The following is a 21,304-nucleotide window of genomic DNA, read 5'->3' as shown; positions in this document are numbered from 1 at the left end:
TAACCGACGAAATTACTTGCTTCATTCTATGCGTTAACTCACTTAATACTAAAAGTGAATACAATGATTCTGAAATTAATGAATAAGGATCAGTGTATTTAACTTGACGTGGGGAGTCATACCAATGCCCATTTAAGGGGCTGATAATTTTTTGCTAAAATGTGTAGCGAAGCGAAACCGAGCAGACTGTTAGCAGTCCCACTTGAAATGCTTGTTATATATATTATCCACTTTACCAGTCAAATAAATCAAATATCACAGCCAAAAGAGTATTATTACGCGCATGTTTTATACCTTTTTTTACATCTGACTTTTCGACGTTACCAGTTTTTAAATGTTCAGGTAAACCCCTTTCTCTTTGTTCTACGCTAGTCTTAACATCAGATAAAACCATGTGGTTTGTGCTTGAGCATCCAGATATTAATAATAAAATGAAAAACAATGTTGATAATTTCATACATCCTCCTTGAAATATAAAACAGCTTATTATTTTTTATATAGTTGAAAGTCAATTAATAACAACAACATAAACTTAAAATATAATATAATGTAGACAATATGTAGTCCATGGGCTGTTATTTTACCTATGACTTTTTTCTTCTACTATCTTGCTTCTAATTTCATTTTGTCAAAATCTTTGCTGTAGATTAATGAACAATTATGAGTTGATGAAAACTGAGATATAATACCCTCACACACTTTTTTTGTTGAGCCAAACCATTCGATACGAGGAATATACGTTTTTGTCCTAAGTGTGGGACAGGAATTCATTTCAAAATATACCATAGGAATAATTTCACTTTCTGTGACCACCACAAAATCAGTTTTTGGAATTTTATCTTTAGGTATAGCTGTCATAAGTGTATTGGTTAACGTAATGAGGCCATCGAGTAATCCTCTCAAATTTCTAGCTTCAGTTCTCATTAAAAGCCTCGCAAGAAAATGATCGGTTAAAAGACACATTAAAACTTTTTGTTGCTTCATAGTCTTTGTATCAAAGTCGTTGAATATAAGCGGAGTATATTGGAAATCATTAGATATGTCGGGATGAGAAATACGTTGTCTCAATTCAAAATAAACAGTATTGATAACAGGAGGAATAGTTGGTCTTATTGTTTTCTTTATTTTTTTATCTGATCGTAAAACCAGCACTGAATCTGTAGCATCTAAAATAGGAGTTATAATTTTATTTAAATTATATTTTTTTCCCTTTGGAGATTGAGATGTCTTATCGCCAAGGTTTTTAAGATTAGAAACAGCCTCTCGTTGAGCATGTTTCATCCAGTTATACACTATAGCTTTGGCATGACTTTCATCACGCAAATTATCTGGACGACTAATTGAATGTTGATTCATCCGTTCTTCCCTGTTAGTACTGACGAACAACGCCCTGTTAATGACTTGCAAATAAAATTATAAAACAAATAAAATCATACATTTAATCAATAAAGACCTAGGCTTTATTCTTTATTTGTAGCATATATGTAGCGTTTTTATTTACAAATTCATTCCTTAAATAATATTACTGAAATGTCGCCAAATGCCACTTTACTGACATTAGTATTTGAGTTACTAACGTCAACTTTCAAGCCTAATATAGTCATTCAACTTTAATAATCTATTGACTTAATAACTGCAACGCTTCTTCTTTTTCAGTCACTAATGATTCAAAATTAGGAAGTGGATAAACTTTAGGGTTATAAACTAAACCAGTGGGAGTCTCTAATTCATCAAAAAGGAATTGTAAATGGCGGTAGTAATGTTTTTTAGCTAGGTCACATCCCTTTGAATAAACATCATTATATTCATGCTGATTATGCTCTTTTAAAAACTTAGCATACCAATATATAGCTTCTACATAGTAATACTTAATATGCTCTAAATTCTCAATACCCCTGTTATAGTACTTTTTAGCCTCATCTAAATCAGACTCACAAAAAGCAAACATAAGTAATTTCAAACCAAAGGTATAAGGATTAACATCAACCAGTAAATTAATATACCCTTTAGTGTAAGGTTTCTTCTTAGCTCTCACATAAGATATTTGCATCCGTTCTAGGTGTTCTTTTTTATGTATAAAACTAAGATATTCATCAATCTCTGCCAATGCCAACGTGCCCGTTAACCATTTATATTCAAAGCTTAGGAAGCCAGTTATTTTAGACATATCTTGTTCTAAAATCCCTATATCGATAGCCATTGATACCTTGCTAAATGGGAAATCATTCCCATTTAAAATATGGTATACATAGGCTTGATTACCCTCCATAGCATAAATATTAAACATACTTTCAAATGTAATGCATTCTACAATGTCATCAGTATTTAAATGCTTTAATTGAGCTAATGGTATATTTTTTTTAATTTTATGAAAAACACGATCAAAATCACCATTGAAATAACTGGAGTTATCAACAATAGCTTTTATTGCTTGGAAATGAGTATCTGAATATGTAGAAACGTTTCTATTTAAAATATTTATAAAATTACTTAAGGAACAAATCGAAGTAAATAAAATACTCAATCTATTTATATAGATTACCTTATCTTTTTCTGATGCCGAGCATTCATTCAAATAATCTATTATTATTAACATGTTTTTTTGATTTTCTTCAAAAAACTTTAAAGCAACATTTCTTTTGGCTTGGCTTTCTGAATCCGATAAATCTATAGCCATTTTGGAGAGAGCGTTGTTGTAAAGAAATACGGAATCAAAAAAAGCAGTGTCTTTTCCCCTATGGATAAATTGTCTTTCCGCAAAACGCCCAATAATTGATTGTAATTTAACTTTGTTTTGACTTTCTTCAAGTAATGACTTGTTTTGTAACTTCTTTAAAATCCTTTCTTTTATTACTGTTTTTTTTATGCTTTTCTCTTTAGAGTACTGCCCCATCTTTTTCAAATTTTCTATATTGATGCCATCAGGAAACAAAGCTAACTTTTCAAAAGCCTCTTTTTCATTATCCAATAACATATTATATGAATATAGTATTGAACCATATAGTGATTTTTTTCTATCGATATTCGTATCAACAGAGTTATTAAATAAGCTTAAGTCTTCTTCTGATACATTGAAAATATCTGATTGAAGTTCTTTATGTAATTCGAAAAGGTTAGTATTTTGAAAAATATCAGAGGTAATTATATTAATAGCCAATGGATTTCTATCTAGTAAATTTTCAATAATCTCATCTCGTACCAATTTTTTTTCTGTGACTGATAGCTTTCTTTTACCTAATTTTAAAACAAACAACTCAAAAGCCTCATCTAAAGTCATCGGCCTTAAAGTATGGGGAATTTCGCCATCTATGTTGAGAAGTTCACGGGATGTTACTATAATACTGGCGAATTCAGACATAAAGCTTAAAAGATTTAATATTTGCTCTTTATCTTCTAAGAGTAATAGGGTTTCAAAATTATCTAAAATAATTAACCTAGATTCACCATCAAATTGATTAGACAAATGTTCTTCTAAATGTTGCGCTTTTTCTAAATTAAATGGGGAAGCAATACCTGATTTAAATTGGTCAAAGTTTAATAGATGCTCACAATCAACAAACGCTACTCCACAATTGAATCGTCCTCGCTCAGCTAAGTATATAGCTAAAATCTTTGATAGGGTTGTTTTACCTAAACCACCACTACCTATGATAGTAACAAAGCCATTATCATCTTCTAACTTTAAGACTTCACGGCTCAAAGTTATTAAATCTTCCTTTCGACCTATAAAATTTTTCAGAAGACACTTATCTATATCTGACGGTAATCGATTTTCATTTTTAATGAAGTTATTGCATTTATTTGAAGAATTACAGTAATCTTGAGGTAGGATGAACTTTTCATCATTCAAGATTAAGCCTACATCATCAGTATACTTAACATTATGTTTATTAAATATTTGAAAAATAAAGTTGGAGAGATATTTTTTATAATCTTTATTATCTACCAAAGGTAATACCAACAAGGGAAAATTTATGCCTTCCAATTTCTCTTTAGTTATGACTTCATTTAAAAAAATAAATACGCCTTTTTTATTCGCGAGATCGGAATTTTTTTGTAAATCAATAAAATCTATTTTAGCAAAAGATATATCTTCATCTTCGACAACCAAACGGCCTTTTACAACAGTACTAGCAATGAAAACATATTCGTAATCAGATAGTTGTTGTAAATTATTTAAAGTTAACGGGAAGCAGTTGATACTATACGGTAGTTTCTTAAGCTCTTTAATAATAGGTTGATAATCTATATTCTCACCAAAAGGATTAGCTGATAAAAAGGCTACTTTAGTTTCTTTTTTTGCTATCAAAGAATTATCAATGATAATATCAGAAGTCTCAATAAAAGCGGCCATTTCATTAATTTTATCAATAAGAGGCTGACCATAATCTTCAAAAGTTACTACTTGTATAGAAGTACCTTTGAGTTTTTTTTCAATTTCAGATCTATTAGATTCTTTAATTAAGGCAAAGTGGACCCTACCATTACCTGAAAACAGATCATTTTGTTTAGTTATTTCTGCTAGTAATTCAGCATCGTCTAAACTACAGCCAATAAAAAGCAAATTTCGATGAGCAACTACATTCTTTAATGTTTGGAGAGCAGCTAAATACTCAGTATTCGCTAGCTCTGATGTTGGGTATAATTTTTTATAACTATCAGGAGTTAAAATCAACTTATCGGAATTATCAATATGTCCATGTAAATGCCAGACAATTGGCTTATTGTTTTTTTCATGAATATTTGGCAAATTAGCAATTGCACTGTTTTCTAATACTGACACTTGAGCTGAATAACCGGGATAAGCCCAGGGAAGAATACGATCATAATTAAGTGTTATTATTTGATTACTTAACTTCCAAATGGCTTTAGGAAGTTCTACACTTTTTTCATCTAAACTATCAAGGTCTACATCAATTTTTTCTTGAATAAAATCATGCCAATGACCATTTTTCAATCCTTCATATGCGTATTCAGCAGCGCTCTGATAATCGCCCTTTCTTAAAAATATTTCGATTAAACTGGCTGTATCAGATTCATTTTCATTTTTTAGCTTTGCTGCTGCGCTTTCTAATAACTCTTCCCAACTAGGAAAGACTCGTTTTGAATCCTTATCATTAATTGACATAGAAACACCCGCACCAACTAATGGTAGAATATCTTTTTTAGATAGTGCTAGTTTTAAAGAATCTGTGAACGGCATTAGTATAAAATCCAATATATGATTAAATGGAAAAGGGAGTAGGTAATATTAAGAGGTAAACTACATCCTTGATTTGTTTAGTATATTAGTGTGCATTATTATATTGGAATAGACAAATATCTACTTGATAATATATACAATAAAATTAATTTCTCTATTAATCCTAAAATAGCACTATTGCTTGCTGTAGGATCGAAAAGTTGACCTTAATATTCGGGAGGATTTATGTCTTCAATGCGCACCAAGTTGTCGTTACAATATCAATGATTAGTACAGTTATTTACAGAACTCCAAGTTAAAGCAAACTGCGTTTGCTCTTTCTAAGCGCCAACTAAAAAAACGAGTGACAATCATTTGCCCTTTGAACATCAATCCTTTAACTGTTTGTATGATATTCCCATCATAAAAACCTAATTTGCATTCACCTGTATCAGTATTAACGTTTACATCATAAGCAAGCTTTAACAATTGGTCTTTACGTTTAGCAAATACACCACCCATAGCATTTATATAGTCATGCCATTTACTTTCATCTGCCGCTACTCGTGCTTTCTCTAATAAAGAATCAAACCCTAGTGCTTTCTTTAACCTTCTTAATTCACGCCAAACAGACACAGACGCACCACCAACTTGCTGAAACTGACGAATACACCAACATGAAGCCCAAGCATCGACACGTTGTGCTGCGGTGATAGGGTCTTCACCATAAACACCAACATCGAGCCCTATACCGTCAATATTCTTTGATACATATTTAGCAATGTAACCAGTAGCGCTACCTTTTTCAGGGTCAATGAGTTTAAAGTCACAACGGTTTTCTGCTGCGCCTTTTTCATCACCATCTTCTTGAAGGGCGTAATGACTAACAACACTTTTCACATCATTTATTTGTTGCTTTTCAACAAACAATAAAATATGCCAATGCGGCGTTCCATCATGTTGTGGCTCTGCGACTCGAAAGCCGTAAGGCTTAATGCCTTTTCTATTCCACTCTGCGCGAATACGCGACCATAAAGCACATAAGTATTGATTAGCCTGGTAAGGCGTTAAATTTTGGTATTTAGGATTTCGTTGTCCTGATTTTGAATAAACTGCATGATATTTAGATGGGCACGTTATCGTGATGAATATTCCTTGATGACCATGCTCTTGAGATAGTTCTTCAAAACCTCGCATTCTAACCATAAGCTCCGCTTTTCTAACGGTCGGATTCGAAACGTTTAAATCTGATAATTCCTTTAATGAAAATCGTTGACCGATATCATTGATAACACTCATTGAACTGAGCATTTGTTCGTTACGTAACCGTTGTTGCTTTCTTTTCTTGACGGTTAAATCACTGGCATACATTTGTTTATATTTATGAACAAGGTTTAACTCAATGGCAGCTTGCTCATACGCTTGGTTAAATATTTTACGTAATCGCCTGTTCCACCAATTTTTGTCACACATGCGCTTTATTGCGCCTAACTCCGTTACGCCTTGCTCTGTAATTTTAATCGCTTCAAGTCGAAACGTTGCGGCATAATCCGTTAGCACTCGATAGATTTTGTCTGAGTTCGAATGGCAGATTTCTGTTAACGGATCAGTGCGCTTAGTTACGTTACGGAATTTTCCGTTAACGGGATTATTCGTTAACGAATTTAGTTGCCCGTTAACGTTATGATGAATTGCTATTCTTCTACACCTGTCCGCGCAATTCTCTGAAATAGTGCGAATTTCCTCATCATCAACCGTTAACGAATAGCGAAGTTTTTCGGGTAACAAACTGACCACTTTTTGAGTAGTATTGAGAATATATAAATTACGATCTCGCCTCACTGTTAATTTAAAAGCATTCTTTAATATTATGCGCTTAATGGTGTCAGGTACTTTATTGACCTGTTCAAAGATAAACGCTACATCTGCTCTATCTGCAGCACATTCATGCCACTCTTGAGTTAAGAACGGATACTCTTTAAAGACAGACGCAAGTTTATTCAGTTTATGTTTAACCGTATTATTTTGAGTAGTCATTTTTGTACTCCTCAAAAATATTCTGACCAAACTCACTAATCATGTAACGTTTATATTCAATCCCAAAACAATAAACAGTTTTAACCTCGATTAAGCCTTTAGCTTTTAAGGTGCTAATGCTGCCTATATTGATAATTGTACCTAGTGGGATAGAGGGAAATAACATTCCAAAGCTATTGCTAGGTTCAACACATAAATCTAATACTAAGCCATTGTGAAAAATACTTAGGTGGGTGTAATTTTTTGATGTGATATCGCTCATTTATGCACTCCCTTCACTAGTGGAATAACATAAATTGTCTTCAATATATTTTTCGATATCTTGTAAACGATAACGAATAGCTCTTGCACCCACTTTAATAAATGGAATGCGCGCACCTGCCCATCTATCTCGCTCAAGAAATGCCTCACTAACACTTAAAATTTCAGCAGTTTCTTTGGTATTTAATAGCTTTATTAACATAATAATTCCTAGCGCCTCACGGCGTAATGGTGAACAACTTTATTGTCGGTTTTTATCATTACTTATTATTCTGGAAAATAAAACAGTAGCGGAGTCAGTAAGGGTTGTTATGGTCGGTAGAGCGATCGCTGTAGTGACTACAACGATCGAAAATAGCTTTAAAGGCTTAAAGTATGATTGAAAGTTTGAGTTTTTTATTTTTAAAGTGCGATATCCAAGTGGCAAATTGTACGGCTTTATCTTGTGAATTACTTAGCTTTAGGTACTCATTATTTTGCTCGATAAGTTCCGCTTCGATAATTGCACCTGCTCGTTTATTATCACAATCCGTATATTTTTTAACAAATAAACCAATGACAGCATCTTTGAGTGGCAAGTATTTATCCGCTTTTGTTTGCCCTCCTTTTCTACTACTTGATTTCTGAGTGGTCTGGATATCTGCGAGCACTTCCGCTCTTGCAAGACTATCCGCTATCTCAGCGTTTTGTTGCAAAGCATGACTTTCAATGTACTGCTTTAAGGCTTTTGATAATTCATCGTCAGCATAGTCCTTTTCTGCTTGAAACTTTACTTGTGCGCATTGCATTAACGTTAAAACAGCAAATACTTCTGACCACACTAAGTGCTTAATCTTTAATGAAGATAAATCAAAAAAGTGATGCAAGAAATATAAACTACGCCCTTCACTTGAATAAACACTTTCTCTACATTCATCACTTTTCAATAAGGTCAAAAGTAGGCTGCTTCCTTGTGTTGAGATGGTATTGACAGCTTTTGATATCAATACTATTTCATCCGAGTCTCTTCTGTTGAGAATATCACGAGCAATAAAGCACACATCAACCAAATTCTCAGTGGGTTTAAACGTTAGCGGTTCAAAGGTATCTTGTTCAAAAATAGATGGTGATGATAACTTGATATCATTTGTCCATTTAACTGCTTCAGCTATATTTTTTGGGATTTTATCTTGATACATAATCATCCATGTTTATTTTGCAGTTTTCTTTAAAAAAGTCGGTTATGCGTTGCATAGGCGCTCTTAAACGGTCGTGATTGTTAATAATGTAACCTTCTGTCACGTCTGAGCCGTTTTTATGATTAACAAGTCGTTTAATTGCATAAGATGATATGTCTAATGATTCAGCTACCGTGATAAAGGTACGTCTTAAATCATGAAAGCTAAACTTAATATCCGATGTTTCATTTAAGTATTTTAATGCCTTTTGAGCATAAGCTAAATAGCCTGTTTTTTTGGATGGAAAAACATATTCATTACTTTTATATTGAAGTCGATAATTAAGAATGGCAATAAGCACATCAGATAACGGTAATGTTAGCGGTACTTTATTTTTAGTATCGGGAATATGAATGGTACCTTCATCTAAGTCTACGTTGCTCCATGTTAGTGTTGCGGCCTCGTTTTTTCTAAGCCCCGTTAACAGCAAGAACACCATATAATCAGCAGCAACATGATGCGATTCTCTCCCTGTATTAAACTTCATTTCTTGAAGGGAACTGTACCAAGGTGCTAGTTGTTTCGGCTTGATAATTGTTTGGCGTCTTGGCTCTTTTGCCCACGCTTTCATTTGCCCTAGTCGCTCTACAGGATTATGAGGAAATAAACTCAAACCATTATTGTCTTCATATTGATTCTTTGCGAACTTATAAATAGCACTCAAGACACGCATAGCTGTATTAGCATATGAAGGGCTATGACTTTGAAGTAATTTACCGTGTCGAGTTGATATCATATCTTTAGAAATATCCACAAGACGCTTTTGCTTCCAATCTTTTAGTTCACCGTTCAGATACATTTCATACTGAACATAAGTATTATCTTTTAGGTAACACTTAATTTTTCGGTAGTCTTGCCATACCTGCCAAAGCGTCATCATTTCTGCTTGGGCTTGTTGTCTTTTGGCTATAGGGTCAATGCCTGTCGCAATTTCACCTAAGTATTTCAGAGCTTCTTTACGTGCCATTTCTACAGTGATTTCAGGATAGCGACCTAATGTAATACGTTTAAGCTTTCGGTTGATACGCTTTTCAAGAACAAAGGCTTTACTGCCACCTGTCGTTACACGAACAGCGAACCCTTTTAGCTCAGAATCACGATAGAAAACTTGTCCTTTTTCAGGAAGAACAAGTTTATCTACAAAAGACTTGGTTATTTTGCATGTAGACATTATGTAGTCAGGGTACGTAAAAGAATGATGGACTCATTAAAACTACAAAGGTGATGAAAGTCAATTGAAATAAGGGCTTGATGGCTTACTAAGGTTTATTCAAAAGCATTAAAACAACTAGAAATAAAACAGCTTATTATGTATACGTCTAAGTAACACACGCACCATAAATAACATTTAATTAACATTAATATCTCATATTTTCAAAGTATTAGAAACTAGTAATGCTAACTCACATGTATATTAGGGTGTGTTACTAAGACCTCTCAGTAATACACCCTGAATAAAAAACCAATAAAAACATTAAAATCAAATGGTTAAGTGGCTTTATTTAGTATTTATTATAATAAATGGTGTGTTATAAGACGTCTTAGTAACACACCTCGAAAAGTCATACTGACTTTCATATAAAAGGGTATTACATGATTTACGCTAGTAGTTAATTTATTAGAAAATATATGGCAATATTTTTAGCTGGAAGGTCAAAAATTTCAATCCTGATATTGGTCTACCTTTACAACTCAGGTATGTAGCAGTCTCATGCGAATATTTCCACAAAGAATTTCGACATATTTAAGGGGAAGAAAATAATCTCTATTGCGGACCCTGTAACAAAATCTGTTACAGGGTCCTTTAGATTTTGGTGTCCGTTAAAGCGTGGGTAGATCATTGTCCGGTTGAATTGTTTGTTATGCGATGATTAATCCTGCTCGCTTTAACTTGCTAGTAAGTTCCTGCATAGAGTAATTATATTCCCAATACATTACTCTATTATGAGATGAACTCACTAAAAGATATTCATTACTAATGGATAGGATTCTATCTATCGGGATTATTTTTATGAAAAATTCTGAATCTTCAACTTCTTCAATAACTTCTTTATTATCGTCGTCGAAACCATGGATAATATGAGCTGTTCTTACTTCTAGTTCGATAAACTTCATTGTTAGATTACACCTGTATTTGAAAATATCAACGAGCTTGTAGAATTACTCGTTTTTATATTATTTATTAATCGTAACACTCTAACGGTATTGATTTTTTTAAACAATCAAAAATTTTTACGTTTTTGGCGATTTTTATTTATCCATTTCCTAGCATTGGATAATGGCTGGTTTTTTACTTGCTTTGTCTTGTGAGGTTACTTTAGTGCTGGTAAACAGGGAGTTACCCTTAGTGCAGGTTATTTCTTAACTTCTCTATATTATGAACTAAGCAATACATCTGCCACTGGATATTGACTTTCTCTTATCCGCGCAAAGTGAATTTATTCATGCCTTTATTGACGGTGATGTTGCCAAATACGGGTTCAATCGTGCCTAAGCGTTGACTGTATTCTCGTCGACCTGCACTACTGTCTATTTTATCTTCATTTTGTCCGTTTAGTTAATGACGTTGGTTGAACTGTCGTTAACAAACTTTAATTGTCGCCCTGTTTTGCTCGGCGCTTTACGCATGCATTGTCGCCGCAGCGGGCAAACCTTACAGTCTTTTAAATAGCCGGTGAAACGGGTATAACTTTTTCCAGCAACATTAATATGATTTTTAACATCACGGCTGGAGCATAGGCTGCTGCGCCGCCTTTGTCATTATTGAACCACACATCAAATCCTGAAAAATCAAGGTAATTATCAATAATATGCGCAAGCGCATATTCAAACGTACCAGGAACAATTTGAACTGAAAAATCAACGGGAATGAATTTACTTTGGCAGGATAAATCGGTTTTGTAGTTCGCCATAACAGGTTTACTGTTGGTGAATAATATCTATTAGATCACAGACAAAATATGGGTTCAGCTTAAAAACGACCATTTTACAAAATATAAAAAAAGACGTGAAAACGTCTTTTTTAGAGAAGTTTTACAGCCTAAACGCCGCAATAAACGGCAGAAAGTAGTTGGCTAAAATTTGTGAGGCACGAATAAAAGCCAACTGTTTTATGTCCGATTTAATTGCTTTGTTATAATTAAAACTATTTCAAAAAGTTGTGCATTTGTCGACTATGTCTTCATCGAAATCAAATATCTTATTTTAGATTTCATTTTTCCTCATCCATGACCAAACTTGTTGGATTGGTATAATTAAGTGGATTGGTATTGCTCATTAACTAATGTTATTATTCAAAAAAAATCAAAATATTTGATATTTATAGTGCTTTACATGTAAGCCAGTACCTAATCAACTAATTGCGAAAGAATCCCCTATGTCCAAATTTTTAACTTATCGCCCTGATATCGATGGTATCAGAGCCCTAGCAGTACTATTGGTATTCTTTTTTCATGCTAAGTTTTCCGCTATAAGTGGTGGCTTTATTGGTGTTGATGTTTTTTTTGTTCTTTCTGGCTTTCTTATTAGCCTTAATATTATTAAGGACGTAAAAGAAGGTAAATTTTCTTATCGACGTTTTTACTTAAGGCGTATTAAACGATTAGTTCCAGCGTTAGTTGTTCTTTTAGTTTTAACAACTATTCCTGCTTATTTCATTCTTTTTTCAGATGACTTTGAACTTTTTTCAAGGAATCTAATTCACGCATTTTTATCTACTAGTAATTTCTTTTTATGGTCTAATACGGCTGGCTATTTTTCGCCCAGAATCGACTTTTTTCCTTTATTGCATACATGGTCATTAGCAGTTGAAGAGCAGTTTTATTTTATTTGGCCGGCATTATTAATAATGTTTTATACCCATACGAAGGGAAAGCAATTAGAAAAGTTACTGTTTATATTATTGATTTCATTGTTGGGTTTATCTATTTATTTAGCTAATTATAATCCTTCTTTTGCTTATTTTTTATTGCCTGCTAGGGCTTTTGAATTAATGATGGGCGCTATCGTAGCTGTTATTTATCATAAAATCCCTAAATTAAAGCCGTTTACTGCTCATGCATTATCTTTAGCTGGTCTCACTTTAATTTTGATGCCTGCATTCATTATATCTAAACAAGATATATTTCCAGGAGTTAATGCTTTTTATCCTTGTCTAGGTACTGTCTTACTACTTATTACAGGAAAAGATCTGGCAGCAAGAGGTATTGTCAATGAGGTTATATCTCATCGCAGTTTCGCGTTTATCGGATTAATATCTTATTCGCTATATTTATGGCACTGGCCGATCTTTATTTATATTCAATATCTAGGGCTAGAGCTTTCTGGTGTTATTCGCATTGCTGCTATGTTGCTTTCGTTTATTCTTGCATTTTTATCATGGCGCTTTGTTGAGCAACCAGTTCGCCATATTAATCTGCCTAATTTATCTAGTGCCATGAAAAAAATAGTATTGCCATCGTTTGTTATACTTACGACAATATACGCTGTCATTGATATTAAAAATGGATTTCCTGAGCGATTCAATGAGTTGGCTGAATTTGATAAAAAGAATAACTTCCCCAGTACAGTGCGTAAGAAATGTTTTGATGCAGGTTTAATTGGTAATGTTGATCAATGTTGGTTGGGTATAAAAAAAGATTCTATTGATGGCATGTTAATCGGTGACTCATTTGCAAATCACAGTGCATCCTTTATTGATGTTTTAGCTAAAGATGCAGGGTTATTAATTCACGATTCGTCCTCAGGAGGGCATCCGATTCTTACCAGACTTACTGCGGAAAATACATATGACTTACCTCCTGTATATGCAGAAGAACGTTTGGATTATGCATTGCAATTTGAACATATCATTTTAGCGACTAACTGGGATACATATAAAAGTCCTGAAAATATAAATTATGAGTGGTTGTTAAAAACGATTGAAAAAATAACAAAACATGATATTAAAGTATCCGTTATCATCAGTTTACCTGCAACGACCCGAAAACATCTTCATCAACTTAAACTTGCTAAAACGAGTCCAATTATTTCTGTTGAAAAAAAAGATGCTAGTCTAAGTAAGCCTATTTTTTTAGAGAGTCATATTGTGCTTGAGATGAAGCGCAGATACCCTAATATAAATTATATAGATTTAAGGGATGTCATGTGTAAAGATTCTCGTTGTGCTATGACAGTTAACGATACTATTGTCTATCGTAATCCCAATCATTTAAATACTAGCGGTGCCGCCATGATTGGAGAAAAATATTTATCGATTCTTGGTAATCCTTTCAAGTAAGTTTAGTTCAACAGCTTATTATGTATACGTCTCAGTAACACACCACGAAAAATCATACTGACTCCCATATAAAAGGGCATTACATGGTTTACGCTAGTAGTTAATTCATTAGAAAATATAGGGCAAAATTTTTAGCTGGAATGTCAACAATCTCAATCCTGATCTATATTTACAACTCAGGTATGTAGCAGTCTCATGCGAATATTCCCACAAAGAATGTTGATATATTTAAGGGGAAGAAAATAGTCTCTATTGCGCGGTTTTATCCTTCTTTTCGAAATTGATTTAGGCTGCACACTTTGCCTGATAAATTTTTCTCATATTTTAAATTTTCTAAAGCAGTAGCGTCAATATTCTTCAATATTGTGCAGCATACCTCCGCACAAGTTTGTTAACCATTAGCAAGCTTGAATACTCAATATGCGGGCAGTTTTTGTCTTTAGGTATTTTATCTTAATTGCTATTTTTCTTGGTTCTGAGAGATATTAACGCCCCCTTCTAAATCAACTAAAAAAAAGCCGTAGCTCATATTCTATAACACTTGTAGTGCAGTTTAAATAAAGCAATATACAACCTCCCCCCAAAAAAAGTAAGTGTAAACACGTAGGAAAAGTACGTGCATTCGCCGATATCAACACCTTGAAATGTTTAATAATATTGATACTGCAATAAGTTAGATGATTTCTAAAAACACTGAAATCATCCTCTTTCAACTATAAGGGTAATAAAATGAAAACTATAATTAAATCCGGATTAATGTTGGCAACTTTGGTATCGGCACCTACTTTTGCAGCTTATACCGTAGATATTAATGATGAACAAAAAATAACCTTCGGCGGTTATTTTAAAGCAGATCTTCGTTCTGTTAATGGCGATTTAGCTTATAAGGATTTGTGGGTCGGTAGTAATTCTGTAAAAGAAGACACGAACGAAACACGTTTTAATATTCGCGAATCACGTTTTAATATTAAATACCAATATGCTGATATGACAGGTGTATTGGAATGGGATTTCTACGATGACCAACAACCTACGGGTACAACAGAAACAGTTACTGGTGGCCATTCACTACGTTTACGCCATGCATTTATTCAAAAAGGTAACTGGAAAGTGGGTCAAACTTGGTCAACCTTTATGCCATTGGTATCTATTGCTGAAGCGTTAGATTTTGGCGGTGCTCATGTGGGTCAAACGTTTGTACGTCAAGGCCAAATTCGTTATACCGATGGCGGCTTAGAATTAGCCATTGAAAATGCTTCTACGCAATCAGGTATTAGTCAAAGCGTTCCTGATGTTGTCGGTCGCTACACTTTTAAAGGTGATTGGGGTCAAGTGGCTGTAGCAGGTTTACTGCGTAATTTAGACGACGGTGGCGATATCACTAAAGCCGATGGCACGCAATTCTCTTATAACGTTCACGGAAAAATCAAAGCTTACGGTAAAGATGATTTTCGCTTCTCTTATAACGGTGGCAACTCAGGTCGTTATGTAAGCCCTGGCGCCAACATACATGATAACGCCAGTGATGGTGACATCTATGATACGCAAGCTTATACCCTAGCTTACCGTCACTTTTGGACAGAAGAACTTCGCTCAAACCTCTACTTCGGCGCAGTTAAAATTGATGAGCAAATTGGAACTGACGGTAATGCAACTGACCGTAAACACATTGCAATCAACTTAATGACCAATATCAACCCTAAAACAGTTATTGGGATTGAAGTGGGTAATTATAAAACTGAATCTGCTGACTCAAATTACCTACAGTTATCAGCAAAATATAGCCTTTAACTTTTCACTCAACACTACTAGAGAAAGACAATGAAAAAATTTCCTTTATTATTATTAAGTACGTTAATTGCAGGCAGTTTCTCAGGTGCTGCTATGGCTGAAAAGAAAATGCTTCTTAAGACGCCTATTTATTATAACTCGGTATTACCTAGCTTAGGTTCAACCATTAAATATGTATCTGACAATATTCAAACATTAAGTGGCAACACGTTAAAAATGAAAATTTACGAGCCAAATAAACTCGTTAACCCAAAAGAAATATTACATGCGGTATCCACAGGCAAAGTACAAGCTGGCTATGCTACAGCCGGTAATTGGGGCGGAAAAATTCCCGCTGCCCGTCTGTTTTCAGCGGTACCTTTTGGCCCTGAAGCACCAGAGTATTTAGCCTGGTTCTACCATGGTAACGGCAATAAACTGCATCAAGAGCTTTATGATGACAATAACCTTAATGTAAAAGTGCAAGTGTGTGGTGTTTTAGCGCCTGAAACTTCAGGTTGGTTTAAAGATGAAATTAACAGTCCTCAAGATTTAGACGGCCTAAAAATGCGGTTCTTCGGTTTAGGTGCCCTCGTTATGGAAAAGTTAGGGGTTAGTACAGTAGGTTTACCGGGCGGTGAAATATTCCCCGCTATTGAAAAAGGTGTTATTGATGCCACTGAATTTTCAATGCCAGTAGTTGATCAACGTATCGGTTTGAAAAAGCTATTAAAATACAATTATTTTCCTGGTTGGCATCAACAAGCCACGATAATGGAACTGATTATCAATAAAGATACCTGGAAGAAAATGAGTGAACGTCAACAGTCAGTTATTGAACACTTATGTAAATCAGCAACGTTAGAAGCCATTGCGCTTGGTGAAGCAATTCAAGCCCCCGTAATGAAGCAAAATATTGAAGACGGCGTAATCAATAAATATTGGTCGCCTGAAATGTTATCTACCTTCAAAACTAAGTGGGATGAAGTGGTTGTCGAACAATCGGCAGAAGATCCAGCCTTTAAGAAAATACATGATGACTTAGCTAAGTTCCGTAAAAATTACGACTTATGGGAATCAAACGCTTTCTTACCTCGTCCAAAACCTAGCCTTTAAATTAAACGCTTACTTATGTGCAGTAACTCCCATGATTTGCACAGCCTAGAACCTTAGGGTTCTAGGTTTTTTTATTGAATTAGGAGAATCTTATGACTGATTCACTTTCTACCCCTACCCGCTCTGTAGCACGATTAATGCTAAAAATAGCCGACATTTTTGAGCTGATAATTCTGAGAGTGGCTGCCGTTTGTTGTTGGTCTTCAGCATTATTAATCGCTGTGATTATTCTTAATGTCATCATGCGGTACGGCTTTAGCAATGGCCTAATACTGTTTGAAGAAGTTCAGTGGCATTTATATGCCATAGGTATCATGTTCGGTTTATCGTATGCCGAAATTACTAACTCGCAAGTAAGAGTTGATGTTGTTGCCTCGATGTTAAAACCTAAAACAGTGCTGAAATGGGAAATATTTGGTGCGGTATTTTTTGTCTTCCCAACCATTTTTGTGATTTTATTTAATAGTATCGATTATGTCTCAAGTTCATATTTACTTAGCGAAGGTTCATCTTCCCCCCTAGGTATGCCATTTCGATGGGTCATTAAAGCGGCTATTCCTGCAAGCTTCATCTTGCTCGCAATGGCGATTCTAGCGCGACTGTTCCGAAATATTATTACCATAAACCAAAAGGAGACGTGATCATGGCTATTAATGAAATTCTAGTTATCAGCATGTTTTTAACCTTCATTGCCTTTCTATTTACGGGTATTCCAATCGCCTATGTTTTAGCCGGTGTTGGTATTCTATTTGGTGGTATAGGCTATCTGTCAGATATACATTTGGATACGTTTACCGGCCTTGACCTAAATGTGCTAGGACTAGTCGTTTCACGGATATTTTCTTTGATGGAAAACTGGGTGCTAGTTGCCTTGCCCATGTTCATTTTTATGGGCTTAATGCTGGATAAATCAGGCGTTGCACAGCGCATGATGATGGCAATGCAAGAACTCTTTGGCCGTGTGCGTGGCGGTTTAGGTGTCACGGTAACCTTAATCGGTATTCTTTTAGCTGCCTCTACCGGCATTGTTGGTGCTTCTGTTGTTTTACTTGGTTTGCTATCCATACCTGCCATGATGAAGCAAAATTATTCAAAAACTTTTGCTACTGGCATAGTCTGTAGTGCCGGTTGTTTAGGTATTTTAATACCACCCAGTATTATGTTAGTGATCATGGCTGATCAACTCGCTCTGTCTGTCGGTGATTTATTTACTGCAGCTGTATTTCCAGGGTTAATGTTAGGTATATTATACCTTGCTTATATTTTAGGCTTGTCATTCTTAAATCCTAAAGCTGCCCCCGCACCAGAGAATCCAAGGCCACTAACGGCAAGCGTATTGATTGACGTATTTAAAGCCATACTGCCAACACTTGCACTCATCATTGCGGTATTAGGATCTATCTTTGCTGGTATTGCCACCCCTACTGAAGCCAGTGGTGTTGGTGCCCTAGGGGCAACCATATTAGCCGCAATGAATAAGAAACTAAATCTAAAGATTTTTCATGAAGTGTTAATGGCATCCTACAAAACCACGGCTTATATTTTCGCTATTTTTATTGGCGCAACAATATTTTCACTAGTGCTACGTGAACTTGGCGGTGATGAATTTATATCGAGTATGTTAACGGGCTTACCTTTTGGTCCGTATGGTGTATTGATCGTTATTCTGCTGATCGTATTCTTATTAGGGTTTTTGTTGGATTGGATAGAAATCACTTTAATTGTACTACCTTTATTAGCACCGGTCATAGGTATGTTAGATTTTGGTATAGGGAGTGTTAACGGTTTAGATCAACCAGTGTTAGTGTGGTTTGTGATGTTAATAGCGCTCACCTTACAAACGTCATTTTTAACCCCACCGGTTGGTTTTGCTTTGTTTTACTTAAAAGGTGTTTGTCCACCTGAAATTAAGTTAACTGATATTTATAAAGGGGTTATACCTTTTATTATCTTACAATTAATGGGTCTTGGTGCCTTGATCTTGTATCCTGAAGTCGCCTTATGGCTGCCATCTATGGTGTATGGCAAGTAGCATCTTGACTAAATATTTTAGCTAGTTCTTTGTAACTAAAAAGAATAGATTATACCAGTTTCATTAATTAAGTGGTCTACTTTATACGCAGGAAAAATGGCCAAATATTAGGTATTTATTTTAATAACTAGTGGTTCTAATTATTAAATAAATAACGCAGTAGTGGGTTATTTTAACCAGTAAAAATGATCAGATAATTAGTGAGATTGGTATTAGAGCTTTAGGACCAAGTAACTTCTGTCTTAAAGCTCAGCTAGTTAATTAATGTGTAACAGTTTTTATACTAGTAGAGATTTTGTCCTAGTTTTAAACAAGGTCAACTTAACCATTAAACTTAAAGCAAAATTATGTCTACATCACTCCGAGTTCGAATTTATCCTCTAACATTTATGCCTTCTGACTTGTAGCCATGTTAAGCCTTACTCTGCAAGTAAACTCACCTAGTGGTTTTGGTCGTGTTCTAACCAAGTTAGCCCAGAATACCGTGTCATATCAATTCCGATAATTAACTGGTCAATTTAGCCCAATCCCTGCGACATAGTGACAAGACCTGTTATGTATTAGCTACGAAGTTGTTCCATGCAATTGAGCACATATCTACTATGTCCTCATAATCAGCAAACGAACGGTTCACAATTTCATTTTGTCTTAACCATGACCAAACTTGTTCAATTGGATTTAATTCTGGTGAATAAGGGGGAATATGTATGATACCAATTACATTAAGCTTTTGATCTAATTTCTTTTATTTTATCTCTCTCAATATAAGCATTATGATCCCCTTTGATCGTATTGGTTTTAAGCCCCTTATCGCTAAGGAAACGAATGGACGCATGCGCGTACGTCTAATGGCAATTTCTCATATAAAAGAAGGTGCTAATAATTCACAAACCGCAAGAAACCTCCATATTAGCCGTCGTATTATTGATGATTGGCTTAACCGGTTTTATGCTCAAGGACTCGAAGGATTAAAAAAAAACCTCGCACGGGTCGCCCTTCACGTTTAAATGAGGCTCAACTTGTTCAACTAAGCGAGTACGTTCGCAATAATAGTATTAAAGAAAGTTCAAAAGGGACGACACACCGTTATAGTGGTGGATGGTGCCGCTTGGCATCAAGTCCATTTAACCGAAAAATTTGATAATACCATTTTGATTAAATTTGTGATCTAATTGGTTTTATTTTTCATACATTGATATCAGTCGTTATGATCACACTTGAATCCATCGATTTTAAATCCCTTATAGCAAAAGAAACTAATGGGCGAATGCGGGTTCGTTTGATGGCGCTTTCTCATATCAAAAGTGGCGCTAATAAAACACAGACAGCACGAAACTTACATATTAGTCGACGTATTGTTAATGACTGGGTTAAAAGATTTTATGAACATGGTCTTGATGGTTTAAAAGAAAAACCTCGCTCTGGTCGACCTTGTAATCTCAATGAACAACAGCTCTCTCAGTTAAGCCAGTACATTCATGATAATAGTATTAAACCCAAAGGCGGAAGACTCAAAGCACAAACACTTGTTACTTATATTACGCAAGAATTTCAAGTCGACTATTCAATTGATAATATTTATCGGCTTTTACATCAGCTAGGCTTCTCATGGATAACGAGTCGGTCAAGGCACCCTAAGCAATCAGATGAAGTACAAGAAGCTTTTAAAAAAATTCGAAATGGAAATGATCCGTACGATCCCGTGGAATGTCAGCCTTAAAAATGTAGATGTGTGGTTTCAAGATGAAGCACGCTTTGGCCAGCAGAATACAACGACAAGGCTCTGGGCAACAAAAGGAACAAGACCAAGAGCGGTTAAGCAACAGCAGTTTGAGTATGCTTATTTTTTTGGTGCTGTTTGCCCGGCAACAGGAGACACCGAGGCACTAATAGCGCCAATCATGAATATGGATGTGATGGAAAAACACTTAGCATTGATTGCCCAAAAGGTACCCAAAGGACGACACGCCGTGATAGTTGTGGATGGTGCAGCTTGGCATCAAGTCCATTTAACCGAAAAATTTGATAACTTATCAATTATAAAGTTACCTCCTTATTCACCTGAACTAAATCCTATTGAGCAAGTATGGCAATGGCTGAGGCAAAATTAATTAGCGAACAGATGTTTTAGTGGATATGAAGATATTGTTAATGAATGTAGTCGAGCCTGGAATATTTTTGTTTCAGATGCATCTAGGGTGATAGATCTTTGCTCTAGAGATTGGATAAAAGTGGGAAGTTAATTAATCAAATTGGTATAACGCTTTCTAGTCTTTGATATTGCAAAAGCTAATGTGCCATTCTCAAGTTTTATTTATTAAATCCCAGAAAGCAAAAAACCCGTAGCGTCAGCTACGGGTTTCTCTAAATAGAAGCCTAGCAATGTCCTACTCTCACATGGGAACTCCCAC

At 35.0% G+C, this 21,304-nt stretch carries 18 protein-coding genes and 2 pseudogenes; 7 read left to right on the top strand and 13 right to left on the bottom strand.

Translation table 11 applies throughout. The features are described 5' to 3' along the window. Positions 1–232: 232 nt before the first annotated feature. The 12 genes from H4J59_RS06325 to H4J59_RS06275 all read right to left on the bottom strand — a co-directional run bounded on the left by H4J59_RS06325 (position 233) and on the right by H4J59_RS06275 (position 11,609). Positions 233–457 (bottom strand): hypothetical protein, encoded by a 225-nt coding sequence (locus tag H4J59_RS06325; protein ID WP_108455948.1) that lies wholly within the window; start codon positions 455–457, stop codon positions 233–235. A gap of 146 nt (positions 458–603) precedes the next feature. Then, entirely contained in the window at positions 604–1,356 is a 753-nt protein-coding gene (locus H4J59_RS06320) for a hypothetical protein (protein WP_182237835.1), read from the bottom strand. Between the two features lie 262 nt (positions 1,357–1,618). Further along, entirely contained in the window at positions 1,619–5,203 is a 3,585-nt protein-coding gene (locus H4J59_RS06315) for an SIR2 family protein (protein ID WP_182237833.1), read from the bottom strand. Between the two features lie 276 nt (positions 5,204–5,479). Then, the gene (locus tag H4J59_RS06310; protein WP_182237831.1) at positions 5,480–7,219 is read right to left on the bottom strand and encodes a replication endonuclease; all 1,740 of its coding nucleotides are present in this window, start codon (positions 7,217–7,219) and stop codon (positions 5,480–5,482) included. Further along, entirely contained in the window at positions 7,203–7,481 is a 279-nt protein-coding gene (locus tag H4J59_RS06305) for a hypothetical protein (RefSeq protein ID WP_182237829.1), read from the bottom strand. Before H4J59_RS06305 ends, H4J59_RS06310 begins: the two co-directional genes overlap by 17 nt. Next, the gene (locus tag H4J59_RS06300) at positions 7,482–7,682 is read right to left on the bottom strand and encodes an AlpA family transcriptional regulator (RefSeq protein ID WP_182237827.1); all 201 of its coding nucleotides are present in this window, start codon (positions 7,680–7,682) and stop codon (positions 7,482–7,484) included. Between the two features lie 166 nt (positions 7,683–7,848). Next, complete coding sequence (locus H4J59_RS06295) at positions 7,849–8,658, bottom strand: hypothetical protein (RefSeq protein ID WP_182237825.1); 810 nt, start codon at positions 8,656–8,658, stop codon at positions 7,849–7,851. Further along, positions 8,645–9,868: a tyrosine-type recombinase/integrase gene (locus H4J59_RS06290; protein ID WP_182237823.1), complete on the bottom strand. Its 1,224-nt coding sequence runs from the start codon at positions 9,866–9,868 to the stop codon at positions 8,645–8,647. Before H4J59_RS06290 ends, H4J59_RS06295 begins: the two co-directional genes overlap by 14 nt. 689 nt (positions 9,869–10,557) lie before the next feature. Continuing rightward, complete coding sequence (locus H4J59_RS06285) at positions 10,558–10,812, bottom strand: hypothetical protein (protein ID WP_182237821.1); 255 nt, start codon at positions 10,810–10,812, stop codon at positions 10,558–10,560. A gap of 304 nt (positions 10,813–11,116) precedes the next feature. Continuing rightward, positions 11,117–11,230: a transposase gene (locus H4J59_RS19640; RefSeq protein WP_310733169.1), complete on the bottom strand. Its 114-nt coding sequence runs from the start codon at positions 11,228–11,230 to the stop codon at positions 11,117–11,119. Positions 11,231–11,250: 20 nt separating this feature from the next. Continuing rightward, a complete protein-coding gene (locus H4J59_RS19635) occupies positions 11,251–11,406 on the bottom strand; it encodes a transposase (RefSeq protein ID WP_310733168.1) in 156 nt (51 codons plus the stop codon). After that, entirely contained in the window at positions 11,361–11,609 is a 249-nt protein-coding gene (locus H4J59_RS06275) for a transposase (protein WP_182237819.1), read from the bottom strand. The genes H4J59_RS19635 and H4J59_RS06275 overlap by 46 nt, the downstream gene beginning before the upstream one ends. A gap of 464 nt (positions 11,610–12,073) precedes the next feature. Here H4J59_RS06275 and H4J59_RS06270 point away from each other — a divergent pair, with 464 nt between their 5' ends. From H4J59_RS06270 to H4J59_RS06250, 5 genes are all read left to right on the top strand, one after another. Further along, positions 12,074–13,975, top strand: coding sequence for an acyltransferase family protein (locus tag H4J59_RS06270; RefSeq protein WP_182237817.1), 1,902 nt, complete (start codon positions 12,074–12,076; stop codon positions 13,973–13,975). Between the two features lie 729 nt (positions 13,976–14,704). Beyond that, on the top strand, positions 14,705–15,766 hold the full coding sequence (locus H4J59_RS06265; protein WP_182237815.1) for a DcaP family trimeric outer membrane transporter: 1,062 nt from the start codon (positions 14,705–14,707) through the stop codon (positions 15,764–15,766). Between the two features lie 30 nt (positions 15,767–15,796). Continuing rightward, complete coding sequence (locus H4J59_RS06260) at positions 15,797–16,861, top strand: TRAP transporter substrate-binding protein (RefSeq protein ID WP_182237813.1); 1,065 nt, start codon at positions 15,797–15,799, stop codon at positions 16,859–16,861. 92 nt (positions 16,862–16,953) lie between these two features. After that, on the top strand, positions 16,954–17,502 hold the full coding sequence (locus H4J59_RS06255; protein WP_182237811.1) for a TRAP transporter small permease subunit: 549 nt from the start codon (positions 16,954–16,956) through the stop codon (positions 17,500–17,502). A gap of 2 nt (positions 17,503–17,504) precedes the next feature. Next, complete coding sequence (locus H4J59_RS06250) at positions 17,505–18,893, top strand: TRAP transporter large permease subunit (protein ID WP_182237809.1); 1,389 nt, start codon at positions 17,505–17,507, stop codon at positions 18,891–18,893. A 553-nt stretch (positions 18,894–19,446) separates the two neighbouring features. Here the strand turns inward: H4J59_RS06250 and H4J59_RS06245 are convergent. After that, a pseudogene (locus tag H4J59_RS06245) lies at positions 19,447–19,602 on the bottom strand (transposase); the annotation flags it as partial. Between the two features lie 124 nt (positions 19,603–19,726). Between H4J59_RS06245 and H4J59_RS06240 the strand changes: the two are divergent. Together H4J59_RS06240 and H4J59_RS06235 are read left to right on the top strand one after the other, a co-directional pair. Then, positions 19,727–19,900 (top strand): helix-turn-helix domain-containing protein, encoded by a 174-nt coding sequence (locus H4J59_RS06240; protein WP_182237807.1) that lies wholly within the window; start codon positions 19,727–19,729, stop codon positions 19,898–19,900. A gap of 200 nt (positions 19,901–20,100) precedes the next feature. Next, positions 20,101–21,136, top strand: a pseudogene (locus H4J59_RS06235) (IS630 family transposase). The last annotated feature ends 168 nt before the right edge of the window (positions 21,137–21,304 follow it).

The organism is Colwellia sp. MB02u-10 (assembly GCF_014077185.1).
GTDB lineage: Bacteria > Pseudomonadota > Gammaproteobacteria > Enterobacterales > Alteromonadaceae > Cognaticolwellia.
Note: the sequence above shows the minus strand (reverse complement) of the source record. Positions and strands in the feature narration are given on the sequence as shown.

Coding starts and splice junctions, on each gene's coding strand:
- H4J59_RS06325 (WP_108455948.1), bottom strand. CDS start 457: ATGAAATTATCAACATTGTTTTTCATTTTATTATTAATATCTGGATGC.
- H4J59_RS06320 (WP_182237835.1), bottom strand. CDS start 1,356: ATGAATCAACATTCAATTAGTCGTCCAGATAATTTGCGTGATGAAAGT.
- H4J59_RS06315 (WP_182237833.1), bottom strand. CDS start 5,203: ATGCCGTTCACAGATTCTTTAAAACTAGCACTATCTAAAAAAGATATT.
- H4J59_RS06310 (WP_182237831.1), bottom strand. CDS start 7,219: ATGACTACTCAAAATAATACGGTTAAACATAAACTGAATAAACTTGCG.
- H4J59_RS06305 (WP_182237829.1), bottom strand. CDS start 7,481: ATGAGCGATATCACATCAAAAAATTACACCCACCTAAGTATTTTTCAC.
- H4J59_RS06300 (WP_182237827.1), bottom strand. CDS start 7,682: ATGTTAATAAAGCTATTAAATACCAAAGAAACTGCTGAAATTTTAAGT.
- H4J59_RS06295 (WP_182237825.1), bottom strand. CDS start 8,658: ATGTATCAAGATAAAATCCCAAAAAATATAGCTGAAGCAGTTAAATGG.
- H4J59_RS06290 (WP_182237823.1), bottom strand. CDS start 9,868: ATGTCTACATGCAAAATAACCAAGTCTTTTGTAGATAAACTTGTTCTT.
- H4J59_RS06285 (WP_182237821.1), bottom strand. CDS start 10,812: ATGAAGTTTATCGAACTAGAAGTAAGAACAGCTCATATTATCCATGGT.
- H4J59_RS06275 (WP_182237819.1), bottom strand. CDS start 11,609: ATGGCGAACTACAAAACCGATTTATCCTGCCAAAGTAAATTCATTCCC.
- H4J59_RS06270 (WP_182237817.1), top strand. CDS start 12,074: ATGTCCAAATTTTTAACTTATCGCCCTGATATCGATGGTATCAGAGCC.
- H4J59_RS06265 (WP_182237815.1), top strand. CDS start 14,705: ATGAAAACTATAATTAAATCCGGATTAATGTTGGCAACTTTGGTATCG.
- H4J59_RS06260 (WP_182237813.1), top strand. CDS start 15,797: ATGAAAAAATTTCCTTTATTATTATTAAGTACGTTAATTGCAGGCAGT.
- H4J59_RS06255 (WP_182237811.1), top strand. CDS start 16,954: ATGACTGATTCACTTTCTACCCCTACCCGCTCTGTAGCACGATTAATG.
- H4J59_RS06250 (WP_182237809.1), top strand. CDS start 17,505: ATGGCTATTAATGAAATTCTAGTTATCAGCATGTTTTTAACCTTCATT.
- H4J59_RS06240 (WP_182237807.1), top strand. CDS start 19,727: ATGCGCGTACGTCTAATGGCAATTTCTCATATAAAAGAAGGTGCTAAT.